Origin of the sequence: Leifsonia poae, assembly GCF_027921845.1 — a bacterium.
GTDB classification, from domain to species: Bacteria; Actinomycetota; Actinomycetes; order Actinomycetales; family Microbacteriaceae; genus Leifsonia; species Leifsonia poae.
Map to the genome: position 1 here is coordinate 33,923 of NZ_BSEN01000010.1, position 24,055 is coordinate 57,977.

The window sequence follows — 24,055 nt, forward strand, 5'->3', positions numbered from 1 at the left end:
CGGCCCCCCACCCGCCCCGACACCGGCGGAAAGCACCTATGCGCTACTACCTGAACAAGCTCGGCTTCTACCTGATCGCCGGCTGGATCGCGATCACCCTCAACTTCCTGCTCCCCCGGCTCGTCAAGGGCAGCCCGGTCGACGTGATCCTCGCGAAGACCCAAGGCGTCGGCCCGATGCCGCCCGAGGCGCGGCACGCGCTCGAGCTGCAGTTCGGCGTCTCCCACGAGCCCCTGATCGTTCAGTACGGCCAGTACCTCCACAACCTCTTCACCGGAGACTTCGGCCTCTCGGTGAGTTACTACCCCACCCCCGCCATCGACGTCGTGATGCAGGCGCTGCCGTGGACCGTCGCCCTCGTCGGTCTCGCCACCGTGATCAGCTACGTCATCGGCATCGTGTTCGGCTCCTGGCTCGGGTGGCGCCGAGGCACGTGGACCGATTCGATCCTGCCGGCCTCGACCTTCTTCTCGGCCATCCCGTACTTCTGGCTCGCCCTGGTGCTGGTGTACATCTTCGGGTCGATCCTGCACTGGTTCCCGGTGAGCGGCGGCTACGACTTCACCATCACCCCCGGTTTCACACCCGAGTTCATCGGGTCCGTCATCCTCTACGGCATGCTGCCCGCCATCACGATCATCCTCGCGTCGGTCTCGGGTCAGCTGCTCGGCACCCGCAACATGATGGTGTCGACGATGGCGGAGGACTACGTAGTCACAGCCCGCGCCAAGGGCCTCCGGCCGCGCCGCGTCTTCGGCTCGTACGCCATGCGCAACGCCCTCCTGCCATCGGTGGCCGGCTTCGCGATGTCGCTCGGCTTCATCGTGAACGGCTCCGTCGTGACCGAGAGCGTGTTCGGGTATCCGGGCGTCGGCTTCACCCTCCTCACCGCCGTGCAGAACAACGATTACCCGCTGATGCAGGCTCTGTTCCTCGTCATCACGCTCGCCGTGCTCGGCGCCAACCTCGTCGTCGACCTGATCTACGGCTTCATCGACCCCCGCACCCGCCTGGCGAACTGAGCCGAGAGGCGACCAAGGAGAGCACCATGAGTTTCACCCAGCAAGAGCTCGCCGACCCCGAGCTGTCGGGGTCCGAACCGGACCTTGCCGACGACGGCCCGCCCCGCACCGGCTTCTTCCGCGCCTCGGGGCGCGCATCCGGCAGGCGCAGCACCTCGCGCGGCTGGAAGTTCTGGGTCGGCATCGGCATCTGCGCCTTCTTCGCCGTGCTGGCCGTCATCGCGCCGTTCCTCGTGCCGAACCCGAATCAGTCGAGCCCTGTCGGTCTCCAGCCGCCGAGCGCCGAGCACTGGTTCGGGACCACCAACATCGGTCAGGATGTGCTCGGCCAGGTGATCGCGGGCACCACCGGCTCCGTCGTGATCGGCGTGGTGGCCGGTGCGATCACCGTGCTGCTGTCGATGATCTTCGGCATCGGCGGCGCATTCCTCGGCGGGATCTGGGACAACCTGTCGTCGCTGGTCAGCAACGTGTTCCTCGTCATCCCGGGCCTGCCGCTGCTGATCATCGTCACCGACTACGTCGAGTCGCGTGACATCATCGTGATCTCGGTCGTGATCGCCCTCGTCTCCTGGGCCGGCGCTGCCCGTGTGCTGCGGGCGCAGACCCTCTCCGTGAGGTCGCGCGACTACGTGGACGCGGCCCGCGTCGCCAGCGAGTCCAACTGGCGCATCATGCTGCGGGAGATCCTCCCGAACCTGATGCCCATCATCGCGTCGCAGTTCGTCTTCGGCGCGCTCGGCGCCATCCTGGCCGAGGCCGGTCTGTCGTTCCTCGGGCTCGGTGCGCCCGGCGGCAAATCGTGGGGAAGCATCCTGTTCTTCGCCCAGAACGCGCAGGCGATCACTCTGGGCGCCTGGTGGTGGTTCGTGCCGCCCGGCCTCTGCATCGCCATCCTCGGCGCGGCACTCGGCCTGATCAACTTCAGCATCGACGAGCGCATCAACCCGCGCCTGCGCACCGCCGCCATCGTGAAGCACGCACGCAGAAAGGGGGCGACCGCATGAGCGCGCCGCTGCTGAGCATCCGCAACCTGACCGTCGACTACCAGACGGACTCTCCCGTGCGTGCCGTGAACAACGTGTTCCTCGACATCCGCCCCGGCGAGATCGTCGGACTCGCCGGCGAATCCGGATGCGGCAAGTCGACGCTCGCGTACACCGTCACCCGGCTGCTCCAGGCACCGGCCGAGATCACCGGCGGCTCGATCGAGTGGCGACGCGACGACGGCGGGATCACCGACGTGCTCTCGCTCGACGGGCCGGACCTGCGGGCATTCCGCTGGCAGGAGATCTCGATGGTCTTCCAGGGGGCGATGAGCGCCTTGAACCCCGTTCACCGCATCGGATCGCAAATCGAGGACGTCTTCATCGACCACCGCAGCGGGCTCAACCGCCGCGAGCGCCGCGAACGCGCCGCCGAGCTGCTGCGCACGGTCGGCATCCCCGCCGACCGTCTACGCAGCTATCCGCACGAACTCTCGGGCGGCATGCGGCAGCGGGTCATGATCGCGATGGCGCTCGCCCTTCGGCCGCGCCTGATCATCATGGACGAGCCGACCACCGCGCTCGACGTCGTCGTACAGCGCAACATCCTCGAGGAGATCGACCGCCTGCGAACGGAGTTCGGCTTCGCCGTGCTGTTCATCACCCACGACCTCGGACTGCTGCTCGAGATCAGCGACCGCGTCGGTGTGATGCTGTCCGGTCGCCTGGTCGAGCAGAACACACCGGACGTGCTGCTGGAGAACCCCTCGCACGAGTACACGCGGCACCTGCTCCGTTCCTTCCCCAGCCTGCGCGGCGACGTGCCGCTCACCGGATCCCGCTACATCGACAGCGGAGAAGAGGTCACCGCATGACCACCCTCGAAGCCCTCCATCTGCGCAAGAACTACGAGATCAGAGGAACCGGCCTGAAGAACAAGATCCTCAAGGCGGTCGACGACGTGTCGATCGTGGTGCGCCCGGGCGAGTCGGTCGCCCTCGTAGGCGAGTCGGGCAGCGGGAAGTCGACCATCGCCAAGATGCTCATCCGTCTGATCGAGCCGACCGCAGGAGACATCACGCTCGACGGCGAGCGCATCGGTCGCGGCCGCGCCGCCACCACGCGCTACCGCTCGCGCGTGCAGATGGTGTTCCAGGATCCGTTCTCGTCGCTCAACCCGTCGCTGACCATCCGGCACCATCTCACGCGCCCGCTGCGCATCCACGGCATCGTGAGGAACCGGGCGGAGGAGGAGCGCGAGCTGCGCCGTCTGCTCGAATCCGTGAACCTCGGTCCGGCGGCGGCCGTGCTGGCGAAATACCCGCACGAACTCTCCGGCGGCCAGCGCCAACGCGTCGCGATCGCGCGCGCCCTCGCGCCCCGTCCCGAGGTGCTCATCGCGGACGAGCCGGTGTCGATGCTCGACGTCTCCATCCGGCTGGAGATCCTGCAGCTGCTGGACGACCTGAAGCGGGAGCGCAACCTGGCGGTGCTCTACATCACGCACGACCTGGCCACGGCGCGGCACTTCTCGTCGCAGATCGTGGTGATGCGCCACGGCCGGGTGGTCGAGCGCGGGGCATCGGGCGACGTGATCCTGAACCCGATCCACCCCTACACGCAACTGCTGGTGCGCGCAGCGCCCGACCCGCACTCGGAGATCTTCGAGATCGACGAGGAACGGTTCCGCCTCTCCCCCGAGGTGCTCATCACCGACATCGACCCCGGGCCGACACCCGACGCATCGCACTGGGCTCGCGCCTGGACCGACGACCCGGCGGCCGCGGAACTGCTCGCCTCGGTGTGATCAGCGCGTGCGCGCGAAGAAGGTGCGGAGGCGGTAGCGATCGCCTGCGTAGGTGATCGTCGAGACGAACAGCGGGTGCTCTGCGCGGTCGACCGCGACCTGACGCATGACGAGCACCGGCTGCCCCGGCTCCAGCCCGAGATGGGCGGCGACGTCGGCCTGGGCACTCCGCGCCTCGATCGTCGCGTCCGCTCGCAAGGGCTCGACACCGGCGTCGGCGAGGCGCTGGTACAGCGAGTCGACGGCGAAGTCGGCCGAGGCCAGGTCGGGCGCGAGAGCGGCCGGGATGCGCGTGATGTCGACGGCGATCGGCACCTCGTCGAGCAGCCGAACGCGCTCGAGGTGGAAGAGGGGCGTGCCGGGGGCGACGGACAGTTCCTCGGCCTCGTCGAGCGTCGCGGACTTGGTCTCGGCGCGCAGCACCCGGGACGAGGCGACCAGCCCCATCCTCGTGGCGGTCTCGGTGAACGACTCCAGGCTGTTGGGGAACTCCTTGCCGACACTCGGCGCCTGCGCCACGTACCAGCCCCGGCCGTGCGACGCGCTCAGCACGCCGTCCTCGACGAGCTGCCCGAGCGCTTTGCGCAGAGTGACACGGGAGATGCTGAGCTGCTGGCAGAGCTCCCGCTCGGGAGGCAGGCGCATGCCCGGCTTCAGCACGCCGGTGGCGATCTCGTGCGTGATCAGGTTCACGGCCTGGATCCAGAGCGGCTCCGGGTAGTCAGGACGGATCGCCGCGACGGCGGCTCCCCCGCTGGCTTCACTCATCGGTTCCACCCTCCACTGTCCCCATGCACGCCTCATTCATACCACTCGTTACCTTTTCGAGCCGATGCCGAGCCGAACCGGTTCGGAATATTCCGATGTCCCGCTCACGGGCGCGCGATCAGGCGGTCGAACGCCGCCGACAGCTCCTCGCTCACGCCGCGAGCATCCGGGGTGGTGTCGTGGTGGGCGATGATCTCCCTGGCACCCTGCGAGAAGCTCACCCGGGGAGCGAATCCGGGGACGAGCCGGCGCAGCTTGGCCGTATCGAAGAGCATGCTGTGCCGGAAGTCGTGCTCGAGCACCTCGCCCCAGCCCGGCCACTGCGCTGCGATCGACTCGCTCGACCGGTGCACGAGCCGCGGCGAGCGCACCCCTGCCGCGGCCGCGAGCTCGAGATGGATCTGGTCCCACGTGAGGATGTCACCGCTGACCACATTGACGCTCTCCCCGACGGCGTGCTGGTTGCCGAGCAGTGGGTAGAAGGCCCTGGCGAAATCGCTGGAGTGCATCAACGTCCACAACGACGTGCCGTCCCCGTGCACGATCACCGGTCGCCCCGTGCGCATCCGTTCGATGGCCGTCCACCCCGACAGCACGGGGATGGCCGTGCGGTCGTAGGTGTGGAACGGCCGCACGATCGTCAGCGGGAAGTCGCTCTCGCGATAGGCCTCTTCGAGGAAAAGCTCGCACGCGACCTTGTCGCGCCCGTAGCCGAACACCGGCTGCCTGCGCGGGCTCGACTCGGTGATCGGCAGGCTCGGCACCGGGCGGCCGAACACCGAGCAGGTGCTGATGAACACGTACTGCGAGGTGCGGTCGCGGAACAGTTCGACCTGCCCCTCGAGGTCGCGCGGGGTGAAGGCCACCCAGTTCACCACGGCGTCCCAGGTCTCGTCACCGAGCAGTTTGCCGAGGGACTCCGGATCCCGCACATCGCCGTGCAGCGCCCGCACACCATCGCGAACGGTGCGACGCGGCTCTGACCGGGTGACGATCGTCACCTCGGCGCCCTGAGCGGCGGCCTCTTCCGCGGCCGCCGAGCCGATCATGCCGTTGCCGCCGAGGAACAGGATTCTGGTGCTCATGCGGTTCTCCCCTGGGAAAGACCGCTGCCGACGAGGTAGCGGTAGCTGGTTTCGAGTGCGTCGAAGGTGTCGACGTCCAGTCGTTCGAGTTCGACGATGTGCCAACGCAGACCGGACGACGCGGTGAGGATGGCGGACCAGTCCATCCGTCCGTCCCCGATCGGCGTCATCACGTCGTCGTCGTAGCTGTGTGCGGGTCCGTCTTTGATGTGCACCCGCTGCGCTCGGTCGCCCAGCCGGGTGAGCACCTCGGCCGGATCCGCACCACCCATCCGCGCCCAGTAGGCGTCGAGCTCGACCGTCACGCGGGGGTCGAGCAGGCCGAGCAGGATGTCGTACGCCTGCCGCCCGTCGAACGCGTTCGTGAACTCGGCGAAATGATTGTGGTACGCGACGGCGAGTCCCCGGCCCGAGGCATTCTCGGCGGCCGCGTTCACCCGCTGCACCCCCCGCTCGATGCCCGCCGGACTGTCGAACTCCTCGCGCTCCATCGACCAGATCAGCGTGCCGGCGCCGAGCTCCTCTGCGTCGTCCAGGATGCGCTGCGCATCGGTGCCGGCCGGGAACGGCGTGTGCGCGCTGGTGATGGCGAGTCCCGCGGCTGCCGCGGCCTCCCGCACGCGCGACGGGCCGTATCGCTCGACGAGCCCATAGGTCTCGAGGCCGAGGTAGCCGATCCCCGCAACCCGTGCGAGGGTGCCCTCGAGGTCGGCCAGTGCGTGTTCGAGCACGGTGTAGCCCATCACGGCGATCGGAGCGGTCACAGCGCGCCCGCCGCCCAGGCGATGGCCCGACGCACGAGCGTGCGCACCGACGGTTCACCCCACGAGCGCATGTCGTGTCCGAGGGCGAGGTACACCACGCGGCCGGCACCGACGGTGCGCGTGTACAGCACCGGGATCACCGCACCGTCGGCGTGATGACGCTGCGCGAGCACGTGCACGCCATCGTCGGCGAGCTCGAACTCGTAGTACTCGTCGAACAGATCGAAGTCGTCGAGACCGTCGGTGATCGGATGCTCGGCGACGATCTCGATCGTGTGGCGCCCCTCGTGGTGGCCCGGGCCGTGCGACAGGTAGCGGTTGCCCAGGAGCTCGAACATCGGCCGGTCGGCGGGATCGATGCCGTCGCCGTCCCAGCCCAGGATGTTCGCCCCGTGCACGCCGACCAGCCCCGTGCCGCCGGCGACGGCGGCGGCGAGCGCCTCCTGCTGAGCGGTGGGGAACTGGCCGCCGGCCGAATACAGCAGATAGACGTCGGCATCGGCCGTCTCCGGCCGTGGTTCGACGAAGCGGTTCATCCCCATCGCCCGGCGGGTCACCAGACCCGCCTCGATTCCGAGCTGCTGGAACACCTGCGATGCGGTGAGGAGGTCGTGGTGGATGTCGTCGCCGTTCACGACGACCAGTGCGTTGCGCGTGTCGCTCATCTCTCGTTCTTCTTCATCGTCGCGGGGAGGGTAAGGCGCACCGACGGCGGACCGGCCCTCGCGTCCGGCCCGCCGTCGGTCTCAGTCGATCAGGCGATCGGCTTGAGCTTCAGCGCGACCACCGGGTTGGGGTACGGCGCGAAGTACGGGTCCTGCTCGCTCGGCCAGCCGGTGACCTTCGCCGAACTCCAGTCGCCGTAGTTGCCCCAGTAGAACATGACGATCATCGGCAGCTGGTCGATCCAGATGCCCTCGATCTGCTCCAGGATCTGCGCGCGCTCCTCGTCCGAGGTGGCGAGCGGGTACTTGGCGAACAGCTCCTTGGCGACCGGGTCGTTGAACCGCTCGATGTTCTCGAACGTCGGCGTCGCTTTGCCGATGGGGTAGTACTTGTTCGGGTTCATCATCGAGTCGTAGATGTTGAACGCGCGCGGCGCCGGCCCGACGGGGTAGCCGATGGTCGACTGGAAGGTGCCGTCGGCGGTGATCTTGTTGATGTCGTTCACCGACGTGGTGTCGATGTCGAGCTTGATGCCGAGGTCCTTCAGCTGCGACACGAGCACCTGGGCGCGGGACGCGATATCGGTGTACGACGCCGGGAAGCTGACGGAGAACTCGACCCGCTTGCCGCCCTTCTCGTAGTACCCGTCGCTGCCCTTGGTGTAGCCGGCATCCGTGAGCTGCTTCTCGGCGGCGGGCTTGTCCTGCTTGAAGACCAGGTCTTTGTACTTGCTCGCCACCTCGCTCTCGAACGCGGGCATCGGCAGGCCGGTCTGGCTCGTGGCCGCCGGGGAGTCCGTCGCCGCTCCGACCTGCTCCCGGTCGACGCCGAGGCTGATCGCCCGCCGCACGGCGATGTCGCTGAGCGGCCACTTCTCGAGGTTCGGGATGAGGCCGTCAGAGCCCACCACGGGAGCCCAGTAGTGGTTGTCCTTGCTCTTCGAGGTGTAGGTCTTCTCGGCGTCGGCGATGTATGTGCCGCTCCAGTCGGCCTGACCCTGTACGAGCGCGTTGGTCTGACCCTGGTTGTCCTTGTACGGGATGAACCGGATGCCGGCGATTTTGGCCGGAGCCTGCCAGTAGTCCTTGTTCGTCTTCAGCACGAAGCTCTGGGGCGAGAAGGTGTCGAGTTCGAACGGGCCGGTGCCGACCGGGTTCTTGTCGACATAGGTGGTCGGGTCGCCGACCTTCGACCAGATGTGCTTGGAGACGATCGCGGCCGAGACCAGCGAGGTGAACTTCGTCTCCGACGGATCCTTGAACGTCATCACGACCGTGTTCGCGTCCTTCGCCGTGATGGTGTCGAAGTCGACGCCTCCGACGTTGAGAGCCGGATACTTTTTGAGCAGCTCGTAGGTGAACACGACGTCGTCTGCCGAGAACGGCTTGCCGTCGGTCCACTTCACGCCCTGCTGCAGGTCGAGCGTCAGTGTCTTGTTGCTGTTCGACCAGGTCCACTTCTTCGCGAGCCACGGGATGTCTTTGCCGATGTCGACGTTGTTGATCTGCACGAGCGGCTCGTAGATGAACCCGCCGGCGCCCTGGTTGGTATAGGTCGCCCCCTGCGCCGTGTTCGGCAGGTAGGGGTTGAACGACTGGGTCAGCGAGTCCGCCTGACTCGCGACGTTGAGGATCAGTCCGTCACCCGACCCGCCACTGCTCGACGAGCACGCGGCGAGCGGGACGATCAGTCCGGCGGCCAGCGTCGCACCGATGATGGTGCGGGCGAGCGTTGCCTTTCTGCGTTTCATTGCTGTTCTCCCTTAGTACGTGTTGTGTGTGTTGGAGCGTTCGCGGGGCCGGTGCGCACGATGCGCCCGGCCGGCCGCACCTCGGTGCGGCGGTATACGGCGGCGTTCTCGGCGCGCCCTTCGGCGGCCTCCGCGTCGTCGGCGTAGAGCCAGCAGTTCGCCCACTGGCCGTTCTCGAGCTCGAAACGGGGAGGCGCCTGCGTCGCGCAGCGCTCCATGGCGAACGGGCATCGGGGATGGAACCGGCACCCGGCGGGCGGATCGATGAGACTCGGTGGCTGACCGATGTCGCGCGGTGCGGCATCGTCGTCGCGCGACGGATCCGGCGCCGACGAGATGAGCAGCTGCGTGTACGGATGCGCCGCGTTCTGGGTGACCTGCTCGCTCGGACCGGCCTCGACGAGCTGCCCGGCGTACATCACCGTGGTGTCCTCGGCGAAGTAACGGGCGGACGCGATGTCGTGCGTCACGTAGAGCAGCGCGACTCCGCGATCCTCCACCAGCCGGCGCAGCAGGTTGAGCACGCCGAGCCGGATGGAGACGTCGAGGCTCGAGACGGGCTCGTCGGCGAGGAACACATCCGGGTTGGCCGCGAGCGCTCGCGCGATCGAGATCCGCTGGAGCTGACCGCCCGAGAGCTCGTGCGGGAACTTCTCGGTGAACTGCCGCGCCGGCCGCAGGTTGACCTGTGCCAGCAAGTCCTCGATCACGGCCTTCTGCTCTCTCGCCGTCTTCGCCGGGTGATGGATGCGCACGGCGCGCGACAGCGTTCGCGCGATGGTCGCGACCGGGTTGAATGACCCGAACGGGTCCTGCAGGATCAACTGCACCCGGCTCACGTGAGCGCGGAGCGCCTTGCCTCCTCGCACGCGCACCGCCGTGCCGCGGTAACGGACTTCACCGCCGGTGAGCGGATAGAGCTGCGCGAGCAGGCGCGCGAACGTCGACTTGCCCGACCCCGACTCCCCCACCAGCGCCATGATGCGTCCGGCGTGCAGGCTCAGCGAGACGTCGTCGACCGCGTGCACCACGCGGCGCGGGCCCCGCCGGAAGAGCGACCCTCGCACCGCGAAGTGCTTGGTGACGTGCACGGCCTCCAGCACGGGCACATCGCCCCTCTCGGAGCTGGCAGCATTCGTCATGGCGTCGACAGCGCTCATCGAGCGTCCTCCAGTTCGGCGAAGTCGGAATCGTCGGCGCTGAGAGCGGAAGCGGCTGCACCGTCGCCCTCGTAGAGCAGGCACGCGGCCTCCGGCTGACGCCATTCCGCGGGCCCGGCGAGCGGGATCAGCGGGGGCACCACTGTCGTGCAGCGGTCGAAGGCGAGTGGGCAGCGGTCGGCGAAGGCGCATCCGGCCGGGAGCCTGCGAAGGTCGGGTGGTGAACCGGGGATGCCGGTGAGCTCGTGCTTCGGACCGGAGAGCGTCGGGAACGACGCGAGCAGCCCCTGGCTGTACGGGTGGCGGGGATTCCGGTAGAACTCCTTGGCATCGGCCAGCTCCACCACGCGTCCGGCGTACATCACCGCGATGGTGTCGGAGAGCTCGATCAGCAGCGAGAGATCGTGCGTGATGAAGATCACCGAGAAGCCGAGACGCTCCTTCAGCTCGATGATCTTCTCGATGATCTGGCGCTGGATCACCACATCGAGGGCGGTGGTCGGCTCGTCCATCACGATGATCTCAGGGTCGAGCGCGAGGCCGACCGCGATCATGGCCCTCTGCCGCATGCCGCCGGAGAGCTCGTGCGGGTAGGCGTTCACCCGGTCGGTCTGGATGCCGACGAGCCCGAGCAGCTCGATCACCCTGGCGGCCCGTTCCTGCTTGGTCATGTCGGGTCGGTGCGCCCGCAACGAGTCGTCGAGCTGCGCGCCGATCGTCAGGATGGGATTGAGGGCGTGCATCGCGGACTGGAAAACGATCGACAGCTCCTCCCAGCGGAAGTCGCGCAGCTCCGAGTCGCTCATCGAGAGGATGTCGGTCTTCGTTCCGTCGGCGTTCGTATAGAGCATCTCGCCACCGCTGATCTGCGCGGGCGGCTTGTGCAGCCGGGTGATCGCGTAGGCCAGAGTCGACTTGCCGCTTCCCGACTCCCCGGCGATACCGAGCACCTCGCCGCGACGAAGAGTCAGCGACACATCGTTCACCGCCGGCGTCACCGAGTTCTCGCCGATGTAGTCGACCGTGAGGTTGCGCACCTCGAGGATCACATCGCTCGTGACCGGGTCGAACGGCACCGGCGCCGATCGCTCGCCGCGCTTGCGCTGCGGGCGCTTCACGATCGCCTGGCGCTTGGCCTTCGCCTGCGCCCTCTGGGCCTTCTTCGTCCCGATGCCCGCCTGCCGCAGCCGCGGGTTGATGAACTCGTCGATGCCGAAGTTCACCAGCGAGAGCCCGGTGCCGAGGAGCGCGATCGCGAGGCCGGCAGGCACGAACCACCACCACGCACCGGTGAGCATCGCGCTCGACACCTGCGCCCAGTAGAGGATCGTTCCCCACGACCACTCGGTGACGTTCGTGAGGCCGAGGAACGCGAGGCTCGCCTGGGTGAGGATCGCACCCGTCACTGTGCCGAGGAACGACGCGGCGATGATGGCGATCTGGTTCGGGAAGATGTCGCGGAAGATGATCCTCGACGTCCGCTCGCCCGTCGCCCGTGCCGCCTCGACGAAGTCGCGCTTGCGCAGCGACAGCGTCTGCGCACGCAAGACGCGTGCGCCCCACGCCCACCCCGTGATGGAGATCACCAAGATGATGCCGAGCGAGCCGGTCTTCGGCAGGTACGACGCGAGGATCACCGTCAGGGGCAGGGCCGGGATGACGAGGAACACGTTCGCCAGCAGCGACAGCAGCTCGTCGGTGAGACCGCCGAGGTAACCGGCGGCGAGTCCGACCAGCACCGACAGCACCGTGGCGACGATCGCCGCGCCGACACCGACGAGCATCGAGACCTGCGTGCCGTAGAGCATCTGCGAGAGGATGTCCTGCCCGGTCTGGGTCGTTCCGAGCCAGTGCTCCGGGCTCGGCGGCATCAGGGTCTGCTTGCTCACCGCCGAGGGGTCGTACGGGGCGATCCACGGACCGATGACCGCCAGCACGCAGAAGATGAAGACGACGATGACGCCGGTCAGTGTCCACGGACGCCGGAACGCGCGCAGCCAGGCGAACCGGGAGGAGGCCTCGAGGGGTTCCGACGATTCGGCCTCGGCGACGGTCGTGGTGGTGATGGCCATGGGTCAGCCCTCTCGTGTGCGTGGGTCGAGGAAGACGTAGAGGATGTCGGCGAGCATGTTCGCGATCAGCACGGTGATCGTGATCACCAGGAAGATGCCCTGCATCAGCGGGTAATCCTGGGCCTGGGCCGCCTTGAACAGCACGGTGCCGATTCCCGGATAGTTGAAGACCACCTCGGTGACGATCGAGCCGCCGACCACGAAGCCGAGCGACATCGCGAAACTCGAGAACGAGGGCAGGATGGCGTTGCGCGCTGCGTACGTGTACATGACCCGGCGCTTGGACAGCCCCTTCGCCTCGGCCAACCGCACGTAGTCCTCGCTGACGGTGGTGACCATCATGTTGCGCATCCCGATCAGCCAGCCGCCGATGCTCGCGACCACGATCGTGAGCGCGGGCAGGGTCGCGTAGTAGACCGAGCTGCCGATGAATCCCCAGTTGAGTCCGATCGTCTCCGTCACCGAGTAGCCGCCGGAAAGGGGGAACCACCGCAGGATGATGGAGAAGATCAGCACGACGCAGATCGCGAACCAGAAGTACGGGATCGACGAGAGCAGGGTCGTCACGGGGATGAGGCCGTCCAGCCAACTCCCCCGCTTCCAGCCGACGATCATGCCGAGTCCGGTTCCGATGACGAAGCCGAGCACGGTGCAGACGCTGATCAGGATCAGCGTCCAGCCGATGCTGCTCGCGAGCACGTCGGCGACCGGCGTCGGGTAGTAGGCGTACGAGATGCCGAAGTTGCCGGAGAACAGGTTGCGCCAGTAGTCGAGGTACTGCTGCCACAGGCTCGCGTCGCTCTGCCCGAAGAGCACGCGCAGGGCCTCGATGGCCTGCGGTGACAGCTTGCCGTGGAACTTCGCGATGAGCGCATCCGCCGGGCTGCCCGGCATGATGCGCGGCAGCAGGAAGTTCAGGCTGATCGCCGCCCATGCCGTGATGACATAGAAAACGGCTCTCCGCAGAAGCACTCTCATGCGGTTCGATCCTCGCTCTCGGTGTGGTGGATGCTGGAGGGGGCGAGCCAGTCGGCGGCCTCCGTGAGGATGGCGCGCACGCCGGGTTCGGCCCAGGCGCGCATGTCATGACCGAACTGCACGAAGCACACGCGTCCCCGCCCGAAACGGTGGGCCGTCACGAGCGGTTCCCGCCCGTCCGCCGACACGCGGTCGGCGAGCACCTCGACGCCGTCGGCGAGCGACAGCCGGTAGTGCTCATGAGTGAGCTCGAACGGCTCGACCGCGCTCGTCATCGGGTGCCCCGCGAGCGCAACACCGAATCGGCTCTCATGCGGCAGCGGTCCGTGATCGACGAAGCGCGCGCCGATCAGGCGGGCCAGCTCCTGGTCGTCGTCGAAGAATGCCGTGGAGTGCACGGCGAGCAGCCCGCTCCCCCGGCTCACCGCGGCGGCGAGCCCCGCTCGTTCTGCCGCCGTGAACGTTCCGGCAGCGCGGTAGAGCACGACGAGGTCGTCGTCGAGTGGCTCGGCGAGACAGGCCGTCCCGATCCGGACGCGGGCCACGAACCCTGCGGCAGCCAGGATGTCCTGCAATTCGACGCTGGCCGTGAAGAGGTCTTCGTACACGTCGTCGCCCGCGATCACCACCTGGGCGGTGCGCGTCGGCGTGCGTGTGGTCATCCCGGAAGTCGTCATCGTCTTCGTGTGCATCAGTAGGTCGACCGCAGTTCGCCGGTCGGCGCCCACAGTCCTTGTTCGAGGCCGCTGAGCAGGGCGTTGTCCCGCGTCTCGAGCGGCAGCGCAACACGGCGCCGGGACCGGCTGCTCTCGTACGTCGCGAAGATCAACTCCGCACCGGCGAGCCCGTGACGCATCGCCAGTTCAGGCTCGCGATCCGTCTCCAGCCCGTCGACCAGATCGGCGACCGCCGCTGCAGTGCACGCGAAGATCGCCGGGTCGATGCCGTGATCCCAGTGATCGGAGTTCGTGTCATAGGGAGAGGCGAACCGCAGGTCCTTCTCTCCGAAGCGGTGCACGATGCACTCCGAGCCGCGCACCACGATGCGTCCGCGGGTGCCCTGCACGATCAGCCCGAGGCCGTTCTCGCGGTTGAGGACCGGCGTCGCCGGTTCGCGACCGGTCGAGACGACCGCACGCACGCCGTCCGCCCACGCCACCTGGGTGATCGACGAGGTCTCGACGAAGGCTCCGTACACATAGCGATTGGTGGTGACGTCGATCTGGCCGATGACCCACTCGGCGGGCGCATCCGACCGGTAGAACAGGATGAGGTCGAGGATGTGGCTGCCCCAGTCGAGCAGGTTGGGGCAGTATCCCTCGATGCTCACCAGGTCGCCGATGGAGCCGGCGGCGAGTTGCTCGCGGGCGAAACGGTGCACCGGCTCGAATCGGCGCTGCAGGTTGACGGTGAGCTGCACACCGGTGCTCTCGGCGAGACGGGCCATGTCGACGGCGTCGCCGTAGCTGAGCGCGATGGGCTTCTCGCAGTGGATGGCGCGCACGCCGGCGTCGATCGCTGCCCCGACCGCGTCGAGGTGGTAGCCGGGAGGAGTGCAGACGCTGACGATATCGGGCCTGACTGCCTCGAGCATCTCGCGGTAGTCGTCGTAGATCCCGGGAATGCCCAGCTCTCCGGCCAGAGCTGTGGCAGTCTGGAGGTTCACGTCCGCCACCGCGCTGAGACGCACACGGTCGTCCGAGAGGTAGGCCGCCGCATGCACGCGACCCTGGCCTCCGGCGGCGATCACCGCCGCACGATACGTCTGCATTTCTTCTCCCTTGAATAGCCGAGCGCGGTACTGAATGTATCCCAAACTAATACCACTTGATGCCAGCGTAAGACGAAAAGTGAACGGTAACAAGAGGTGGTTCTTAATTTCACAAGCTGGAAACGTGCGGTGAACGGCGAATGACGACTCCGGAGGCTGTTTTCGAGCCGATACGGCCGCGTTCCACGTAGTACCACCAGGCACCACCGCCCTACACTGATGCCATGCTGATCAGTCGCGTCGTCGCCCCCCGCACCTCCCGCATCGTCGAGCTCCCCACACCCGCGCCGGCGCGCGGCCAGGTGCTCGTGGAGATCCTCGCCAGCGGTGTCTGCACATCCGATCTCGGTCCCTGGCTGCGGGGGCCGCAGGGCGACGACCCCATCGAGCTCGGCCACGAGACGGCCGGTCGAGTGATCGCGGTCGGTTCCTGGAACTCACGGTGGCGCGAAGGCGACCTCGTCACCGGCCTGGGCGGCCCCGGCTTCGCCACGCATGCCGTGCTCGACGACGAGTGGCTCCTGCCCGTTCCCGCCGGGATCGATCCGGCGCTGTCGATCGGCGAGCCGATCGCCACCCTCGAGGAGGCGATCAGTCGCACCCCGATCGGTGCCGGGAGCCGCGTCGCCGTCGTCGGGCTCGGATTCATGGGCCTCGGCCTGCTGCAGCTCGCCCGCACCCGCGCGCCGCGCACCATTATCGGCGTCGACCCGAATCCCGAGGCCCGTCGTCGCGCACGAGAACTCGGCGCCCAGGTCGTGCTGCATCCGGATGAGGTGGCGGGGTACGTCGCGTCGCAACCGGACGCCGGCTCCGCCGACCCTCGCGCCGACGTGGTGCTCGAAGCGACTGGTGTCACTCCGGGCCTGGAGACGGCGTCCCCGCTGGTCGCGCCCTTCGGCACCCTCTGCATCGTCGGCTATCACCACGCCGGAACCGCGATGCTCGACATGGAGCTCTGGTACAAGGGCGCGACGGTCGTGAACGGCTTCTGCCCCGACCGCCCCCGCGTGATGCAGGCGATGGATGCGGCGCTCGGGCTCGTCGCAAGCCGGCGCTTCACATACGCGCCCCTGGTGACGCATCGGTTCGGACTCGACGGCGTCGACGAGGCGTACACACTGATGTCCGAGCGGGACCCCGGTTTCGTCAAGGCCGTCGTCACCCCCTGATCGGGCCCCGGCGACAGTGGAAAAGAATTCCTTTACCAATCGAAGACCAAAGCTGTACATTCACGGGTAAACGCTTTCCCACCAATGACGAAGGGAATACCCGTGACCCACACGACGCCATCGACGGCCGCCTCGGCGCCCGGCTCCGCACGCTCCGCGACCGGCGCAGCCGGCCCCGGCCAGCCCCGCCTCCGGCGAGCGCTCGGCACCCCCGCCCTCCTTCTGTTCGGGCTGGCCTACATGCTTCCACTCGCGGTCTTCACCACCTACGGCCTCGTGACCGACACCACGAAGGGCCACCTGGCCGGCGCATACCTGGTGACCACGATCGCGATGCTGTTCACCGCGTACAGCTACGCCAACATGGTGCGCGCCTATCCGGTCGCCGGCTCCGCCTACACCTACACTCAGCGCTCGTTCGGCCGTCATCTCGGATTCCTGACCGGCTGGACGCTGCTGCTCGACTACCTCGCGCTGCCGCTGCTGAACTACCTGGTGATCGGCATCTATCTGAACGCGGCCTTCCCCGCCATCCCGGCGTGGGTGTTCGTCGTGGTGTCCGTCGTGCTCGTCACGGTGCTGAACGTGATCGGCATCACCCTCGTCTCGAGTGCGAACCTCGCGCTCGTCGGCGTGCAGATCGTCTTCATCGTGGTCTTCGTCGTCACCGGCATCGCCTACCTCACCGGCGCGGCGCAACTGCCCGACCTGCTGTCGCCGTTCTTCTCCGCCGGCACCCCGCTGTCCGCGATCGCGGCCGGATCGGCCATCCTCGCGCTCGCCTTCCTCGGCTTCGACGCGGTCTCGACCCTGTCGGAGGAGGCGAAGGACGCGAAGAAGTCCATCCCGCGCGCGATCATGCTCTGCACGCTGGCCGGCGGCCTGCTGTTCATCGTCACGGCGTACATCGCCGGCCTGGTCTTCCCCGATTACGCGAACTTCACCGACCTCGACTCCGCGCCGCTCGATGTGATGACCCGTATCGGCGGAAGCGCTCTCTTCACCTTCTTCACCGCCGCGTACATCGCCGGCAGCTTCGCGTCGGCCATGACGTCGCAGGCGAGCGTCGCGCGCATCCTGTACGCGATGGGCCGGGACGGCCAGCTCCCCAAGCGCGTCTTCGGGGTGGTGCACGCGCGCTTCAAGACCCCCTGGCTGGCCGTTATCGTGGTGGGTGCGGTCGGGCTGGTCGGCGCCCTGCTGCTGCCGTTGGATGTTGCCGCCTCCGTCATCTCGTTCGGGGCGCTGGTGGCCTTCAGCTTCGTCAACCTCGCCGTCATCAAGCACTACGTGATCGACCGCAGGCAGCGTGGCCCGAAAGCCGTCGTCGCCTACATCGTGGCGCCCGCCATCGGCTTCGCCCTGACGGTCTGGCTCTGGACGAGCCTCTCCATCACGACGTTCGTCGCCGGCGGCATCTGGGTGCTGGCCGGCGTCGTCATCCTCGCGCTGATCACCGGCGGCTTCCGGCACAAACCCCCGGTGATGGACTTCTCCGAAGAGGACCCGGCACCGCTCCCCGCGCAGTGACCTGCGCGCCGGACGTCAGCCCGCGCAGACGGCCAGCAGGAACCACGCCGAGTGCGGGATCCACTGCTCGGCCCAGCGCCACTCGTTGCCGTCCGGCGCGTCCGCCGGCAGGAACGCGATACCGCGTTCCTCGCCCCATCCGCTCGTGATGCCGTTGACGATGCCGCCCGGACTGTTCTGGTAGACGCCGGAGTACTCGACGTTGGCACGTCCGCGACCCTGCAGCATGCAGACGTCGAACGGGTTCAGGCCGCCGACCCAGGCCGTGATGTCTGCGCTCAGCCGGGCGAGCCTGTCCCGTGTCCCCTCCGGGCAGTCGTCGAGGAGCGCTGATCGGCTCGCGGCGAAGGCGATTGACGAGATGCCCGCGTTCTCCCCCTGCCACCAGTACCCGGTCTCGTTGTCGTGCGGGAAGAAGAACGAATCGTGCGCTGCGCCACCGACCGGCTGCACGAGCTGGCGCGGGTAGCCGAACGGATTGTCGACGGCGTCGGTGCGGGCGAGGATGCCCTCCACCAGGGTGATCGCCGTCGCCCGTGCCGATCGGGCGTCGTCCACGCGATCGGCGATGCCGCCCTCGTCGAGCACGTCCGCCCACCGCAGCAGCGCGACGATCGGGAGCCCGGGCTCAGCCGCGTGGAAGAACGGCCTGCCTTCGCTGTCGGCCACGAGGAAGGCGGCGTCCGCTGCGTCGTGCCGCACTCGGGCCGCGAGGGCGCGAGCCCTGCGCTGAGCCGCTGCGGCGAACCGCGTGACGTCGGCACCGGCGATCCGGCTCGCTCGCACGAGCTCGGCCGCCGCGATCAGGGCGCAGTAGTCGTCGAGCACCGTCTCTTCGCCGTCGAAGAGGTACTCCGTGTTGTGCTCCTCCAGGTGGTCGAACCCGCGGATTGCTGCGGCCAGGTAGGCCTCCGCGTCGAAGTCCCCCCGCGCATCCGCTGTCGAGGCGAGTGCGAGTGCCGCGATCGCGAGCCCGCCACCGTGCCGGTACGCCGCCTGCCAGCGCTGGGTGCGCACGCTGTCCTGCAGCGGTGCATTGATCACGCGTTCGTCGAGGTCCTTGGTGAGCGCGTCGAAGATGCCGGTGTAGAAGTAGCCTTCCGGAGCTTGGAAGCGCACCAGGAAGTCGGCACCGAACAGTCCCTCATCGCGCAGCCGGGGATACTGGCTGGTCTCGAAATCCGGATGCGCGCGCCGCAGCTCATCGCCGGCCGTGAGCAGCGCCCACGCGCACAGCGGGATCTGCTGCGGGCTCATCGTGCGGGTATACGTGAGGTGGCTCAGGAACTTGCTGTAGTCGCCCGAGGCATCGAGCCACCCTCCACGCGCATCGACGGTGCGACCGGAGTCGTCGCCATAGAACCGCGCTGCCGCGTCTTTGCGCTCGATCTCGCCGCTCGACCGCTGCGACCGGAAGTAGGCGGTGACATCCGAGACGACGAGCGACGGGATGCGGTGTTCGCCGACCTCGAACACCTCGCTCGCCACGCGGGTTCCGTCGACCTGCGCGACCAGCCGGTAACGGCCGGGCTCGGTGAGCCCGGTGAGATCGACACGCTGGAAGACCGCGGTCGACCAGGCGTCGACCCGCGCGGGCGTGCCGAGCGGGAGGTCGACCGCGACGGCGTCGCCGCGCTCGGGCTCCACGGCAACGGATGCGACGTGGGCGCCCGCGGTCGCGATCACCGCGGCCTTCGGAGACCGTGCGTCGTAGCCCAGATGATCGACCAGCACCGTCGCACGTCGTCCGACCGATTCCACGAGCCCTCCCGGCATCAAGACAATTCGTATACCACGCAGACCATTACGGTACCAGCGGCGGTCGTCCTCGTGCCGGATGTATCGCCGCGCCGACGGTCGGCTGTCGCTCGAGTCCCGTGAATCGGGAGCCGGACCTCCGTCGGCGCGGCGAGTCTGTGCGGGCGGCGGACCTGCGCCGCCGCCCGGTCCCGCTCAGCGGCGGAGGATGCGCGGCCCCGCGCCGAACGCCGCGACGCAGAGCACCGCCGCCAGCGCGAAGGCGCCGGCGAACGGCCAGCCACCGCCGAGCGGCCCCAGCGCCGAGAACACGATCGCCGCCACGGCCAGCGCGATCGCCGAGCCGATGGCATCCGCGATCGACAGCGCCGAGCTGTTGAAGCCCTGGTTCTCGATCGTCGAGTACTCGAGCGTCAGCACACCGAGCCGCGGATAGACGATGCCCATCCCGGCGCCTGCGAAGGCCCAGCCGACGATGACCACCGCCGGCGCGAGATCGAGGATCGCCGTCGCCAGCAGCGACGCGACAGCGATACTGAGACCGATCGCCCCGGCGAGCGCCGTGACGCGGTGCGTGATCTGCGGGTACCGCCCCTGCACCCACGACGCGGCCGACCAGCTCAGACCGGCCGCGGTCAGCGCCAGACCGGCGAGCGTCGGGCTCACCTGATGCTGACTCACCAGCAGGTACGGCACGTACACCTCCGACGCGAAGAAGGTACCGGCGACGATCGAGCGCAGCAGGATGACGCTCGGCAGCCCGCGCGCAGCCCGCAGCGTCCCCTTCGGCAAGAGGGGGCGGAGCGCGAACAGGGCGACGGCGATGCCGAGCACCGGCGCGATCCACTGCACCGCTCCCTGCACGTCGGCGGCGAGGTTCAGTACGAGCACGGCGACCGCGACGAGCACGGCCCAGCCGATCCTCCGGATGTCCCACGGAGGCCGCTCGCTGGTCGCGTCGGGCGCGTGCACGCCCCGCATCGCCGGCACCACCATCAGCATCGCGAGCACCACGAGTGCGACGACACCGAGGAACACCCAGCGCCAGCCGACCGTGTCCGACAGCAGTCCGGCGATCACCGGTCCGATCAGCGACGGGATGACCCAGGCCGCCGCGAAGCCGGCGAAGATCCGGGCGTGCAGCACCGGCGGGTACACGCGGGCGACGATCACATAGAGCGCGACGGTCAGCGCTCCCCCGCCGAAGCCGTGCACGAGGCGGCCGGCGACGAAGGCGCCCATGCTGGTCGCCGTGCCCGCGATCAGCAGGCCTATCACGAACAGGCCGACGGACGCGAACAGCGCGTTGCGGGGATTCCCGCGATCCGACCAGGCGCCGGCGAGCACCATGCCGACGACACTCACCGCGAGCGGGCCGGCGAACGCGAACGCGTAGAGACCGGCACCGTCGAGCTCGCGGCTGACGGTCGGCATGATCGTCGTGACCGCGAGCGCCTCGAACGCCGAGAGCATGATGAGGGCGCACATCCCGATGCTCACCCAGCGGTAACGCGGGTTCAGCACTCCACCAGGGGGCGGGAGGTCGGCGGGTGCTGTTCCGGTCTGCGTCGCCATGTTCTCAGTATCCAGGCTCCCGGCGACGTTCGCGCTGGCAGTGGTGCTCTCGGTCTCGTCAATCGGCATGGTGCGAGCCTAGAACCTCAACTATGGTTGAGGTCAATGTCTCCGACGCCGCCCGTTCTCACCGTCGGCGAGGTCGCCACCCGCAGCGGCGTCGCCGTGTCGGCGCTGCACTTCTACGAGCGTCAGGGGCTCATCGCGAGCGAACGCACGGCCGGCAATCAACGTCGCTATCGGCGCGATGTGCTGCGGCGGGTGGCGTTCATCCGGGTCTCGCAACGCGTGGGCGTCCCGCTCGCCGACATCCGGATGGCGCTCGATTCCCTCCCGGAGGGCCGCACGCCCACCAAGAAGGATTGGGCGCGGCTGTCCCGGCTCTGGCGCGACGAGCTGGATGCGCGCATCCGGGACCTGGAGCATCTGCGCAACGATCTGACCGGGTGCATCGGATGCGGGTGTCTGAGCCTGCGCACGTGCGTGCTGCAGAACCCGTCGGATGTCCTCGGCGCCGACGGTCCCGGGCCGCGGCGCTGGCTGGACGACGACTCCACGAGCGGATGAGTATCGCCGTCAGCCGGCCTGGCGGGCAGCGGCAGCGGAGGGCTAGGCGTGCAGCGTCCGCGGAGGGCTAGGCGTGCAGCGCCCGCGTCGACGCCCGCACGATCAGCTCGGGCTGGATGTTGCCGGGGGTCGGCTCCGTCCGCCCGTCGATCTCAGCGAGCAGCCGGGCGACGCAGCGCCGCGCGAGCTCGGTGAAGTCCTGCCGCACGGTCGTCAGCGGGGGCCAGAAGTGCGCGGCCTCGGGGATGTCGTCGAAGCCCACGACGCTGACGTCGCCCGGGATGTCCCGGCCGAGCTCATGGGCGGCGTGGTAGAGGCCGAGCGCCATCTGGTCGTTCGAAGCGAACACCGCGGTCACCGCGGGGTCGGCGAGGAGCGCGAGCCCGGCCTCGTACCCGCGGGCCGCGGTCCAGTCGCCGCGCGGCGCCTCCGGGACGGGCAGTCCGGCGGCGATCATCTCCTGTTCGTAGCCCCGCAGGCGGGCGAAGGCCTCGATCCATTCGGTCGGCCCGGAGAGATGCACGATGTTCGTGTGGCCGAGATCGATGAGGTGCCGCGTCGCCGCCCTGGCACCGGCGACCTGGTCGACCGACAGCTCGTTCTCCGCGTAGGCGGTGCCGGCCTGGAGAGTGACGTACGGCACGTCGACGCCGATGGCGACGATCTCGTCGAGCACGCGATCGGCCGGCGCGATGACGATGATGCCCTCGACGGCCTGCGCGATCAGGTGTTCGAGCCCGGCCGCGATGCCGTCGGCCGAGAGGTCGCCGAGGTGCGCGACCGTCACGTAGTAGCCGGCCTCGCGTCCCGCATCCTGGATGGCGCCCATACTCGACACCGGACCGTAGAGCGCCGCCGCCGATGCCGCGAGCACGCCGATTGTGTTCGAGCGGGCCGTGACCAGCGCACGCGCTGCGCGGTTCGGCCGGTAGCGGAGTTCGTCCATCGCACTGAGTACGCGGTCGCGGGTGGTGTCCCGGATGCTCGGATGCCCGTTGATCACCCGCGAGACGGTCTGATGCGACACCCCCGCGAGGCGCGCGACATCGCGCATGCTCGCGGCTCTGCCTTGAGGCTGTTCGTGTGTCACGACACCCCGTCCGATCGGTTGCGCACGCCCCCGGGCGGCTGATTCCCCTTATTATGCCGGGGATCGATCAGATCGATCGATCAGACAGCACAATTCCGGAACATCGCGCCCGACCATCGGCGCGCCCCGCACAACTCCGGAACTCTGCGGGCGATCGCCGCCGGAGTTCCGGAACTACGAGCGCGCGGCGCGGACCCGGCGCGACCGCGCGGCACGGACCCGGCGTGTGCGGGCGATCAGTCCGACGAGCACCGCGACGAGCGCCAGCGCGATCGGCGCGATGAGGTGCCAGCCCGCCAGCACGAGGAGGCCGGCGGCGAACACGCACGAGAGCAGCGCCATCCACCAGCCGAGCGACCAGCGCGGCAGCAGCACCAACGCCGACGCGACACCGACCGCGTAGACCGCTGCGGCGATGCTCGTGTGAATCAGGATGAACGGCTGAAGGTCCCCGCTCGCCAGCACCACCACGGAGTACGCCGCCATGACGATGGCCGAGAGCAGCAGGCCGCGCCGCGCGACCCCGCCGTTCTCCGCTCCGCGCCCGAACCACCGCGGGAGATCGCCGTCGCGTCCCATCGCTGCGCCGAGCTTGCTGAACGCGGCCAGGTACGCGTTGAACACGCCCGTCACCACGATCGCGGCGATGACCGCGACGATGATCCCGCCGCCCTTTCCGGTCGAGACGACGACCAGATCGAGCAGCGGCACCTGGCTCGTCGACGCGGTCGATCCGAGCACCAGCACCGTGACGGTCTGGATGGCGAGGTAGGCGGCGGAGACGATGAGAAGAGCGAGCGCTGTCGCCCGCGGGATGTCACGCCGCGGATTGCGGAACTCTCCGCCGATGCCCGCGACGGCCTCCCAGCCCGCGAACGCCCAGATGTAGAGGCTCATCGCGAGCCCGACGCCCTCCCAGCCGTGCGGGAGGAGCGGCTGGAGGTTCGACGGATCGCTGTGCGGCGCTGCGGCGGCCAGCACGAACACCAGTACGCCCACGAGCGCCGCCGAGAGCACGAGCTGCAGCCAGCCGGCGAAGCGCACCCCGAACGCCGTGACGATCACCGGGATCACCATCAGGCCGATCGCGATCAAGGTCGCCGTGAGGGCGTCGCCACCGACCACCGCCACGATGTAGCGCGCGGTCATCAACGCCGCGATCGGGGCTCCGATGGGGGTGCCGAAGAAGAACCAGTAGCCGATCACACGTGCCGCCGTCGGCCCGAACGCGCGACGGGTGAAGGTGGCGACGCCTCCGGCATCCGGATGCCGTCGCGAGAGGGCGGCAAACGTCGACGCGAGCGGGATCGAGATGAGAGCGAGGGCGGCGACGGCGAGGATGGAACCGGGACCGGCGACCGCGGCGGCGAGCGCGGGCAGCACGAGCACGCCGGTTCCGAGCACGGCCGCGATGTAGAGCGCCGTGCCGCCCGCGAGCCCGAGGTGGCCGTGGGGAACCGGCTCGTCGACCAGCCCCGGGGCATGCGCCAGCGAGGGCCCGCGATCCGTCATGTCACCATGATGGCGCGGGCCC

General features: G+C 68.6%; 21 protein-coding genes. 7 read left to right on the forward strand and 14 right to left on the reverse strand.

Annotated elements, in window-relative coordinates:
* Window positions 1–38 precede the first annotated feature (38 nt).
* The 4 genes from PKE84_RS11015 to PKE84_RS11030 are packed head-to-tail and all read left to right on the forward strand — an operon-like array spanning window position 39 to window position 3,815.
* Window positions 39–1,022 carry an ABC transporter permease gene (locus PKE84_RS11015; RefSeq protein ID WP_271177291.1) on the forward strand — a complete coding sequence of 328 codons (984 nt, stop codon included), beginning with the start codon at window positions 39–41 and terminating at the stop codon, window positions 1,020–1,022.
* A 26-nt stretch (window positions 1,023–1,048) separates the two neighbouring features.
* On the forward strand, window positions 1,049–2,029 hold the full coding sequence (locus tag PKE84_RS11020) for an ABC transporter permease (protein WP_271177292.1): 981 nt from the start codon (window positions 1,049–1,051) through the stop codon (window positions 2,027–2,029).
* Window positions 2,026–2,883, forward strand: a complete 858-nt coding sequence (locus tag PKE84_RS11025; RefSeq protein WP_271177293.1) for an ABC transporter ATP-binding protein — start codon at window positions 2,026–2,028, stop codon at window positions 2,881–2,883. Before PKE84_RS11020 ends, PKE84_RS11025 begins: the two co-directional genes overlap by 4 nt.
* Window positions 2,880–3,815 carry an ABC transporter ATP-binding protein gene (locus tag PKE84_RS11030; protein ID WP_271177294.1) on the forward strand — a complete coding sequence of 312 codons (936 nt, stop codon included), beginning with the start codon at window positions 2,880–2,882 and terminating at the stop codon, window positions 3,813–3,815. Before PKE84_RS11025 ends, PKE84_RS11030 begins: the two co-directional genes overlap by 4 nt.
* Here the strand turns inward: PKE84_RS11030 and PKE84_RS11035 are convergent, their stop codons facing one another.
* From PKE84_RS11035 to PKE84_RS11080, 10 genes are all read right to left on the reverse strand, one after another.
* The gene (locus PKE84_RS11035) at window positions 3,816–4,583 is read right to left on the reverse strand and encodes a GntR family transcriptional regulator (protein WP_271177295.1); all 768 of its coding nucleotides are present in this window, start codon (window positions 4,581–4,583) and stop codon (window positions 3,816–3,818) included.
* A gap of 104 nt (window positions 4,584–4,687) precedes the next feature.
* A complete protein-coding gene (locus PKE84_RS11040) occupies window positions 4,688–5,668 on the reverse strand; it encodes an NAD-dependent epimerase/dehydratase family protein (protein ID WP_271177296.1) in 981 nt (326 codons plus the stop codon).
* On the reverse strand, window positions 5,665–6,432 hold the full coding sequence (locus PKE84_RS11045; RefSeq protein WP_271177297.1) for a sugar phosphate isomerase/epimerase family protein: 768 nt from the start codon (window positions 6,430–6,432) through the stop codon (window positions 5,665–5,667). The genes PKE84_RS11040 and PKE84_RS11045 overlap by 4 nt, the downstream gene beginning before the upstream one ends.
* Window positions 6,429–7,097 (reverse strand): ThuA domain-containing protein, encoded by a 669-nt coding sequence (locus PKE84_RS11050; RefSeq protein ID WP_271177298.1) that lies wholly within the window; start codon window positions 7,095–7,097, stop codon window positions 6,429–6,431. The genes PKE84_RS11045 and PKE84_RS11050 overlap by 4 nt, the downstream gene beginning before the upstream one ends.
* Before the next feature lie 89 nt (window positions 7,098–7,186).
* Window positions 7,187–8,848 carry an ABC transporter substrate-binding protein gene (locus tag PKE84_RS11055; protein ID WP_271177299.1) on the reverse strand — a complete coding sequence of 554 codons (1,662 nt, stop codon included), beginning with the start codon at window positions 8,846–8,848 and terminating at the stop codon, window positions 7,187–7,189.
* Window positions 8,845–10,008, reverse strand: coding sequence for an ABC transporter ATP-binding protein (locus PKE84_RS11060; RefSeq protein WP_271177300.1), 1,164 nt, complete (start codon window positions 10,006–10,008; stop codon window positions 8,845–8,847). Before PKE84_RS11060 ends, PKE84_RS11055 begins: the two co-directional genes overlap by 4 nt.
* Window positions 10,005–12,080, reverse strand: a complete 2,076-nt coding sequence (locus PKE84_RS11065) for a dipeptide/oligopeptide/nickel ABC transporter permease/ATP-binding protein (RefSeq protein WP_271177301.1) — start codon at window positions 12,078–12,080, stop codon at window positions 10,005–10,007. Before PKE84_RS11065 ends, PKE84_RS11060 begins: the two co-directional genes overlap by 4 nt.
* 3 nt (window positions 12,081–12,083) lie before the next feature.
* Window positions 12,084–13,058 carry an ABC transporter permease gene (locus PKE84_RS11070; protein WP_271177302.1) on the reverse strand — a complete coding sequence of 325 codons (975 nt, stop codon included), beginning with the start codon at window positions 13,056–13,058 and terminating at the stop codon, window positions 12,084–12,086.
* On the reverse strand, window positions 13,055–13,720 hold the full coding sequence (locus tag PKE84_RS11075; RefSeq protein ID WP_271177303.1) for a ThuA domain-containing protein: 666 nt from the start codon (window positions 13,718–13,720) through the stop codon (window positions 13,055–13,057). The genes PKE84_RS11070 and PKE84_RS11075 overlap by 4 nt, the downstream gene beginning before the upstream one ends.
* A gap of 29 nt (window positions 13,721–13,749) precedes the next feature.
* Window positions 13,750–14,829 carry a Gfo/Idh/MocA family protein gene (locus PKE84_RS11080; RefSeq protein WP_271177304.1) on the reverse strand — a complete coding sequence of 360 codons (1,080 nt, stop codon included), beginning with the start codon at window positions 14,827–14,829 and terminating at the stop codon, window positions 13,750–13,752.
* Window positions 14,830–15,053: 224 nt separating this feature from the next.
* On the opposite strand from PKE84_RS11080, the gene PKE84_RS11085 reads away from it, so the two are divergent.
* Both PKE84_RS11085 and PKE84_RS11090 read left to right on the forward strand, forming a co-directional pair.
* The gene (locus PKE84_RS11085) at window positions 15,054–16,001 is read left to right on the forward strand and encodes a zinc-binding dehydrogenase (RefSeq protein ID WP_271177305.1); all 948 of its coding nucleotides are present in this window, start codon (window positions 15,054–15,056) and stop codon (window positions 15,999–16,001) included.
* Between the two features lie 102 nt (window positions 16,002–16,103).
* A complete protein-coding gene (locus PKE84_RS11090) occupies window positions 16,104–17,531 on the forward strand; it encodes an APC family permease (protein WP_373877137.1) in 1,428 nt (475 codons plus the stop codon).
* 15 nt (window positions 17,532–17,546) lie between these two features.
* Here the strand turns inward: PKE84_RS11090 and PKE84_RS11095 are convergent, their stop codons facing one another.
* On the reverse strand, window positions 17,547–19,307 hold the full coding sequence (locus PKE84_RS11095; RefSeq protein ID WP_271177306.1) for a cellulase N-terminal Ig-like domain-containing protein: 1,761 nt from the start codon (window positions 19,305–19,307) through the stop codon (window positions 17,547–17,549).
* Window positions 19,308–19,484: 177 nt separating this feature from the next.
* Window positions 19,485–20,864: an MFS transporter gene (locus PKE84_RS11100; protein WP_373877139.1), complete on the reverse strand. Its 1,380-nt coding sequence runs from the start codon at window positions 20,862–20,864 to the stop codon at window positions 19,485–19,487.
* 105 nt (window positions 20,865–20,969) lie between these two features.
* Between PKE84_RS11100 and soxR the strand changes: the two genes are divergently transcribed.
* A complete protein-coding gene (soxR, locus tag PKE84_RS11105) occupies window positions 20,970–21,431 on the forward strand; it encodes a redox-sensitive transcriptional activator SoxR (protein WP_271177308.1) in 462 nt (153 codons plus the stop codon).
* Window positions 21,432–21,498: 67 nt separating this feature from the next.
* Here the strand turns inward: soxR and PKE84_RS11110 are convergent, their stop codons facing one another.
* Together PKE84_RS11110 and PKE84_RS11115 are read right to left on the reverse strand one after the other, a co-directional pair.
* Entirely contained in the window at window positions 21,499–22,485 is a 987-nt protein-coding gene (locus PKE84_RS11110; RefSeq protein WP_271177309.1) for a LacI family DNA-binding transcriptional regulator, read from the reverse strand.
* A gap of 210 nt (window positions 22,486–22,695) precedes the next feature.
* Entirely contained in the window at window positions 22,696–24,033 is a 1,338-nt protein-coding gene (locus PKE84_RS11115) for an APC family permease (RefSeq protein WP_271177310.1), read from the reverse strand.
* Between the last annotated feature and the right edge of the window lie 22 nt (window positions 24,034–24,055).